7 protein-coding genes and 1 rRNA gene are annotated in these 6,000 nt (G+C 72.2%); 4 read left to right on the forward strand and 4 right to left on the reverse strand.

From position 1 onward, the window contains the following. Positions 1-13 precede the first annotated feature (13 nt). The 3 genes from M8542_RS12090 to M8542_RS12100 are packed head-to-tail and all read left to right on the forward strand — an operon-like array spanning position 14 to position 2,028. Entirely contained in the window at positions 14-1,180 is a 1,167-nt protein-coding gene (locus M8542_RS12090; protein ID WP_257920169.1) for a coiled-coil domain-containing protein, read from the forward strand. A 39-nt stretch (positions 1,181-1,219) separates the two neighbouring features. After that, entirely contained in the window at positions 1,220-1,348 is a 129-nt protein-coding gene (locus M8542_RS12095) for a hypothetical protein (RefSeq protein WP_257920170.1), read from the forward strand. Next, on the forward strand, positions 1,345-2,028 hold the full coding sequence (locus tag M8542_RS12100; protein ID WP_257920171.1) for a CPBP family intramembrane glutamic endopeptidase: 684 nt from the start codon (positions 1,345-1,347) through the stop codon (positions 2,026-2,028). The genes M8542_RS12095 and M8542_RS12100 overlap by 4 nt, the downstream gene beginning before the upstream one ends. On the opposite strand, the gene M8542_RS12105 is transcribed toward M8542_RS12100, so the two are convergent. From M8542_RS12105 to M8542_RS12115, 3 genes are read right to left on the reverse strand one after another with little or no spacing between them, the layout of a single operon-like run. After that, the gene (locus M8542_RS12105) at positions 2,025-2,306 is read right to left on the reverse strand and encodes a metal-sensitive transcriptional regulator (RefSeq protein WP_257920172.1); all 282 of its coding nucleotides are present in this window, start codon (positions 2,304-2,306) and stop codon (positions 2,025-2,027) included. The genes M8542_RS12100 and M8542_RS12105 overlap by 4 nt on opposite strands. A 57-nt stretch (positions 2,307-2,363) precedes the next feature. After that, on the reverse strand, positions 2,364-4,406 hold the full coding sequence (locus M8542_RS12110; RefSeq protein WP_257920173.1) for a heavy metal translocating P-type ATPase: 2,043 nt from the start codon (positions 4,404-4,406) through the stop codon (positions 2,364-2,366). Between the two features lie 3 nt (positions 4,407-4,409). Continuing rightward, on the reverse strand, positions 4,410-4,616 hold the full coding sequence (locus tag M8542_RS12115; protein ID WP_257920174.1) for a heavy-metal-associated domain-containing protein: 207 nt from the start codon (positions 4,614-4,616) through the stop codon (positions 4,410-4,412). Positions 4,617-4,692: 76 nt separating this feature from the next. Here M8542_RS12115 and cobF point away from each other — a divergent pair, with 76 nt between their 5' ends. After that, positions 4,693-5,454 (forward strand): precorrin-6A synthase (deacetylating), encoded by a 762-nt coding sequence (gene cobF / locus M8542_RS12120; protein WP_257920175.1) that lies wholly within the window; start codon positions 4,693-4,695, stop codon positions 5,452-5,454. 422 nt (positions 5,455-5,876) lie between these two features. On the opposite strand, the gene rrf is transcribed toward cobF, so the two are convergent. Continuing rightward, a 5S ribosomal RNA gene (gene rrf, locus M8542_RS12125) occupies positions 5,877-5,993 on the reverse strand. Positions 5,994-6,000: the final 7 nt, after the last annotated feature.

A 6,000-nucleotide genomic window follows, 5' to 3' on the forward strand; every position in this document is an offset into this window, starting at 1 on the left:
TCGGAGGTGAGGCATGGCCCCCGGCGGTGGCGAGGACGTGGCGCGGACGCAGCCCGGATTCGATCTGGCGTGGCGCGGTTTCCGCCGCGCGCAGGTCGCGGAGTACGTCGCGTGGGCCGAGGCCGAAATCCGCAGACTCACCGCCGAACGCGATGCCTCGCGGCAGCGCGGGGCCGCGCTCGTCGAGCAGAACCGTGAGCTCCGCGTGAAGATCGACCGGATCAGCCGCACCCCGATCGAGCCGGACGCGCTGCAGGAGCGCTCGCGCCGGATGATCGAGCTCACCCGCGAGGAAGCGACCGAAATCACCACCCGGGCAACGGAAAGCGCGGAGCGCACCCGCCGGGAGGCGGCGGCCGAGGCCGTCCGGCTCACGGAGACCGAACGCGCGCTGGTCGCCGCGGCGGAAGCCGACCGCGAGCGGCAGCGGGCGGAGCACGAGGAGCTCCTGCGCGCGGCCGAGCAGCAGCGTCGCGAGCTCGACGAGGCCGCGGCCCACCGCCGGGCCCAGCTGGAAGAGGACCACGCGCACGCGATGACGATCCGCCGCGCCGACGCGATGCGCGAGCTGGCCGAGCAGGAGACGACCGCCCGCGCGAAGGCCGAAAGGCTGGTGGCGGACGCGACCCAGCGCGGCGAAGCGCTGATCGAGACCGCGGAGCGACGCCTCGCCGAGGCCAAGGCGGCGGCCGAGACCCAGCTGGCCGCGGCCGACGCGGAGGCCAAGCGGCAGGTCGCCACCGCCGAGGCCAAGGCCAAGAAGCTGGTCTCCACCGCCGAGACCAAGGCGAAACGGCTCGTCACGACCGCGGAGTCGAAAGCCGAAACGCAGGTCACGGCCGCCGACAACAAGGCGAAACGGCTGGTCAGCACGGCCGAGGGCAAGGCCGGGAAGCTCGTCTCGACCGCCGAAGCCGAGGCGACCCGGCTCGTCGCCGAAGCCACCCAGCGCGCCGAAGAGCTGGTCAGCGCCGCGGAAGCCGAGGTCACGGCCCTCACCGAGGTCCGCGACCAGCTCCACGCGAGCCTCACCGGCTGCCGCGGCCTGCTGGCCGACGCCGCCGTCGCACTCGACGAGCAACCGGCGCCCTTCGACCCCGAAGCCACCCTGCCGATGGCGAAAAGGGTGCCGGTCCAGCGGCGCTCCCCCGCCGACGACCTGTCCGACGCCGTGGGCTGATCCCTTGCCCGGCGGCCGGGCAGCCCGCATGATCACCAGGTGAGAGCAAGGACGACCCCGCCGAACGCCGCCCGGCGGGAGCCGACCCGGCGCGAGATCGCGCTGGTGGCGGGCGCGCTCAGCGCGTGCGGGGGCGGCTCGCTCGACTCACGGGACCGCATCCCTTGACGCGGGTGTTCGCCCTGGTCGCGGCGGTGATCACGCTGGCCGCGTCGACCACGCTGGCCAACCGCGTGCTGCCCGGCTGGGCGTACCCGGTGTGCGGCGCGGTGGCGGCACTGGCGTTGATCGCGCTGGCCCGCGCGGCCGGCTGCTCGTGGACGGATTTGGGACTACGCGCTTTCCGCCGTCCGGCCCTGGTCGGCCTGGCCGGCGCCGGGCTGATCGCGGTGGTGTTCGGGATCGCGCTGGCGGTGCCGTCGCTGCGGACGGTGTACTCCGACGGTCGCGTCGGCGACCCGGACCTGGGCCAGCTGCTGTGGCTGACGTGCGGCCGCATCCTGTTCGGCACGGTGCTGATCGAAGAGATCGCGTTCCGCGGCGTGCTCCCGGCCCTGCTGGGCGCGACGGACGACCGCTGGCGCTGGCCCCCGATCCTCGGCTCGGCGGCGCTGTTCGGGCTGTGGCACGCGCTCCCGGCGCTGGCGATCGGCCGCAACGCGGCGGTGCACGCGGTGTTCGGCGCGACCCCGGTGGTGGTGCTGCAGGTGCTGGCGATGGCCGCGGCGGGCGTTGCCGGGATCTTCCTGCACTGGTGGCGGCACCGGGGGCGTGGCGTGCTCGCGTCGGTGATCGTGCACTTCGCGACCAACGCGGGCGGCCTGACGCTCGCGGTGCTCGTGCGCTAGGACCGCACCAAGCGCGCGATCGCGTCCGACGCTTCCCGCACCTTCAGGTCCGCCTCTTCCCCGCCGTTCGCGGCGGCCTGGACCACGCAGGTCGCCAGGTGCTCGTCGAGCAGCTCGAGCGAGAACGACTGGAGCGCCTTCGTCGCCGCGGAGACCTGGGTCAGGATGTCGATGCAGTACTTGTCCTGCTCGACCATGCGCTGCAGCCCGCGGATCTGTCCCTCGATCCGGCGCAGCCGCTTGAGATAGGCCTCGCGTTCAGTGCCGTAACCCGTCATCGCCCACCTGTCCCCGTCGTCGCCCGTCCCTGACCACCGAGTATACCCTCCGGGGGTTCAGTGGAAGCGGCGCAGCCGGAGGCTGTTGCTCACCACGAACGCCGACGAGCACGCCATCGCCGCCGCCGCGATCATCGGGTCGAGCAGGCCGAGCGCGGCCAGCGGCAACGCCGCGACGTTGTAGGCGAACGCCCAGAACAGGTTCCCCTTGATGGTGCTCAGCGTCCGCCGGGCGAGCCGGATCGCGTCGGCCGCGACCCGCAGGTCGTCGCGCACGAGCGTCAGGTCGCTCGCTTCGATCGCCGCGTCGGCGCCGGTGCCCATGGCCAGGCCCAGGTCGGCCTGGGCGAGCGCGGCCGCGTCGTTGACGCCGTCGCCGACCATGGCGACCACGCGCCCCTCCGCCTGCAGCCGCTTCACGACGTCGACCTTGCCCTCGGGCAGCACCTCGGCGACGACCTCGTCTATCCCGGCCTCGGCGGCGGTCTTGCGGGCCGCGTCCGCGTTGTCGCCGGTCAGCAGCACCGGCGTCAGGCCGAGCGCCCGCAGTTCGGCGACGGCCCGCGCGGACGTCGGCTTGATCGTGTCGGCGACGGTCAGCGTCCCGCGGACCTCGCCGTCCCAGCTGACGGCGATTCCGGCGCCACCGGCTCGCCCGACGCTGACGGTCCGCCCGTCGATGACGCCGGTCACACCGACGCCCGGGCTGTTGCGGAACCCGGTCACCGCCGGGAGCGCCCCGAACCGCTGTTTCGCCGCCTCCGCGATGGCGCGGCCGATGGGGTGCTCGGACGCGGCCTCGACGGCGCCCGCGAGCCGCAGCACCTCGCCGTCACCCTCGACGAGGGTCATCCGGCCGGTGGTGACGGTGCCGGTCTTGTCCAGGACTACGGTGTCGACGCGGCGGGTGTGCTCGAGCACCTCGGGGCCCTTGATCAGGATGCCGAGCTGGGCGCCGCGGCCGGTGCCGACGAGCAGTGCCGTCGGCGTCGCGAGGCCGAGCGCGCACGGGCAGGCGATGATCAGCACGGCGACCGCGGCGGTGAACGCGGCTTCCGCCGCACCCCCGGTCGCGAGCCAGACCACCAGTGTGGCCAGCGCGGCGAAGACGACCGCCGGGACGAACACCGCCGAGACCCGGTCGGCGAGCCGCTGGACCTCGGCCTTGCCGTTCTGCGCGGCTTCGACGAGCCGGGCCAGCTGCGCCAGCCGGGTGTCTCCGCCGACGCGGGTGGCGCGCACGAACAGCCGGCCGCCGACGTTGAGCGTGGCCCCGGTGACCGCGTCGCCCGGGCCGACCTCGACCGGGACGGACTCACCGGTGAGCATGCTGGTGTCGACCGCGGAGCCACCTTCGGTGACCACGCCGTCGGTGGCGATCTTCTCGCCCGGCCGCGCCACGAAGACGTCGCCGACCCGCAGGGCTTCGATGGGCGCCTGGTGCTCCTCGCCGGCACGCAGCACCGTGACGTCCTTCGCGCCGAGGTCCATGAGCGCGCGGAGGGCGGCGCCGGCGCGGCGCTTCGAGCGGGCTTCGAAGTAGCGGCCGGCCAGGATGAACGTGGTGATCGCGGCGGCGACCTCGAAGTACAGGCCGTGCTCCGGCATCCCGGCCAGGATCGCGTACAGCGACCAGGACACCGAAGCGACGACGCCGAGCGAGATCAGCGTGTCCATCGTGGCGGTGACGTGCCGCAGGTTGACGGCGGCGGCGCGGTGGAACGGCCAGGCGCCCCAGGTCACGACCGGGGCGGCGAGGGCGAGCATGAGCCACGGGTCGGCCTGCCAGGCCGGGACCATCGCGAGGACGACCAGCGGGACGGTCAGGACCACCGAGAGGAGCAAGCGCTTGCGCAGCGCGGGTGTCTCGTCGGGCGCTTCGGGCTCGGGGAGCTTCGCGGAGTAGCCGGCGGCCGCGACGACGGCCGTGAGGTCGTCGACCGAGAGCGCGCTCGGGTAGCTGACCTGCGCTTTCTCGGTGGCGTAGTTGACCGTCGCGGTCACGCCGTCGACCTTGTTGAGCTTGCGCTCGACGCGAGCCGCGCAGGACGCGCACGTCATGCCGCCGATGGCGAGTTCGACGCGTTCCGCGGTGGGCATGGTTCAGGCGACCAGGCGGTAGCCGGCCTCGGTGACCGCCGCGGCCACGGCGTCGGCGGCGAGCGGGGTGTCACTGGTCACCGTGACGCGGCCGCTCTCGACGTCGACGTCCACGCTCCGGACGCCGTCGAGTTCCGAGACCTCTTCGCGGACCGACGTGGCGCAGTGCCCGCAGGTCATGCCCTCGACGGTGTAGTTCGCCTCGGTCATCAGGCGCTCCTTTCGTCTGCCTCCTTTATACCCATCGGGGGTAGGGGTTCTCCACCGGCCCCGGCAGACTCCCGGTATGCGGAAGCTCTACGCGATCGGGATCGGCGCCGGCGACCCGGAGCACCTCACGGTGCAGGCGATCGACCGCCTCAACCGCGTCGACGTCTTCTTCGTGCTGGACAAGGGCTCGGAGAAGGCCGACCTGGTCCGGCTGCGGCAGGAGATCCTCGACCGCTTCGTGACGCGGGAGGGCTACCGGGTCGTCCTGGCGGAGGACCCGCCCCGCGACCGCACGCCGGCGGACTACCGGGCCGCGGTCGCCGACTGGCACGCGGCGCGCGCGGAGGTGTACGAGCGGCTGCTGCTGACGGAGCTCGGCCCTTCGTCGACGGGCGCGTTCCTGGTGTGGGGCGACCCGTCGCTGTACGACAGCACGATCGCGCTGATCGAGGCGGTGCTGGCGCGGGGCAACGTCGAGTTCGAGTACGAGGTCGTCCCGGGGATCAGCAGCATCTCGGCGCTGGTGGCCCGCCACCGCACGACGATGAACCAGATCGGCCGCGCGGTACAGCTGACGACGGGCCGCCGCCTGGCATCAGGCTGGCCGTCCGGGGTGGACGACGTCTTCGTCCTGCTGGACGCCACGACGACGTTCGACCAGTTCACCGACTCGGGCCTGCACATCTACTGGGGCGCGTACGTGGGCACGCCCGACGAGATCCTGCTCGCCGGCCCGCTCACGGCTTCACTCGCTTCGCAGATCCGCCAGACACGCGCGGAGGCCCGAGAGCGCCACGGCTGGATCATGGACACATACCTCCTACGCCGCCCAACCTGACCCACCCCAAGTAATGCCCCGCCAATCACACGTGATGCCTCTCCAATCACGAGTGATGCCCCTCTGATCACACGAGATGCCCGGCCAATCACGCGAGATCCGCCTTCAATCACGCCAGTCCCGGCTTCAATCACGCCAGTCCCGGCTTCAATCACGCGAGTTCCGGCTCCAATCACACCAGTGCCGCGTTGCCGCACGGCCGGCCGGTGCAACGCGGGGCACCACCCGTGATTGCACAGGCATCACATGTGACCAGAGGGGCATCACCTGTGATTAGAAGGGCATCACACGTGATTGAAGGGCCGGCTCGCGTGCCTGGACCGTCGGCTCGCGTGCCTGGAGGGTCGGCTCGCGTGCCTGGGCATGAGAAAAGGCCCCGGGAGAACCGTGAAGTTCTCGACCGGGGCCTTTCCCATCGTTAAGTTCGGCGGTGTCCTACTCTCCCACAACCCTTCGGTTGCAGTACCATCGGCGCTGTCAGGCTTAGCTTCCGGGTTCGGAATGGGACCGGGCGTTTCCCTGACGCTAAAACCACCGAAACACTAC

The sequence above is a fragment of the Amycolatopsis iheyensis genome (assembly GCF_024703995.1).
GTDB lineage: Bacteria > Actinomycetota > Actinomycetes > Mycobacteriales > Pseudonocardiaceae > Amycolatopsis > Amycolatopsis iheyensis.

What these genes read in the sequence shown, in the direction of transcription:
- cobF (WP_257920175.1), top strand. Translation starts at nt 4,693, where the DNA reads ATGCGGAAGCTCTACGCGATCGGGATCGGCGCCGGCGACCCGGAGCAC.
- M8542_RS12115 (WP_257920174.1), bottom strand. Translation starts at nt 4,616, where the DNA reads ATGACCGAGGCGAACTACACCGTCGAGGGCATGACCTGCGGGCACTGC.
- M8542_RS12110 (WP_257920173.1), bottom strand. Translation starts at nt 4,406, where the DNA reads ATGCCCACCGCGGAACGCGTCGAACTCGCCATCGGCGGCATGACGTGC.
- M8542_RS12090 (WP_257920169.1), top strand. Translation starts at nt 14, where the DNA reads ATGGCCCCCGGCGGTGGCGAGGACGTGGCGCGGACGCAGCCCGGATTC.
- M8542_RS12105 (WP_257920172.1), bottom strand. Translation starts at nt 2,306, where the DNA reads ATGACGGGTTACGGCACTGAACGCGAGGCCTATCTCAAGCGGCTGCGC.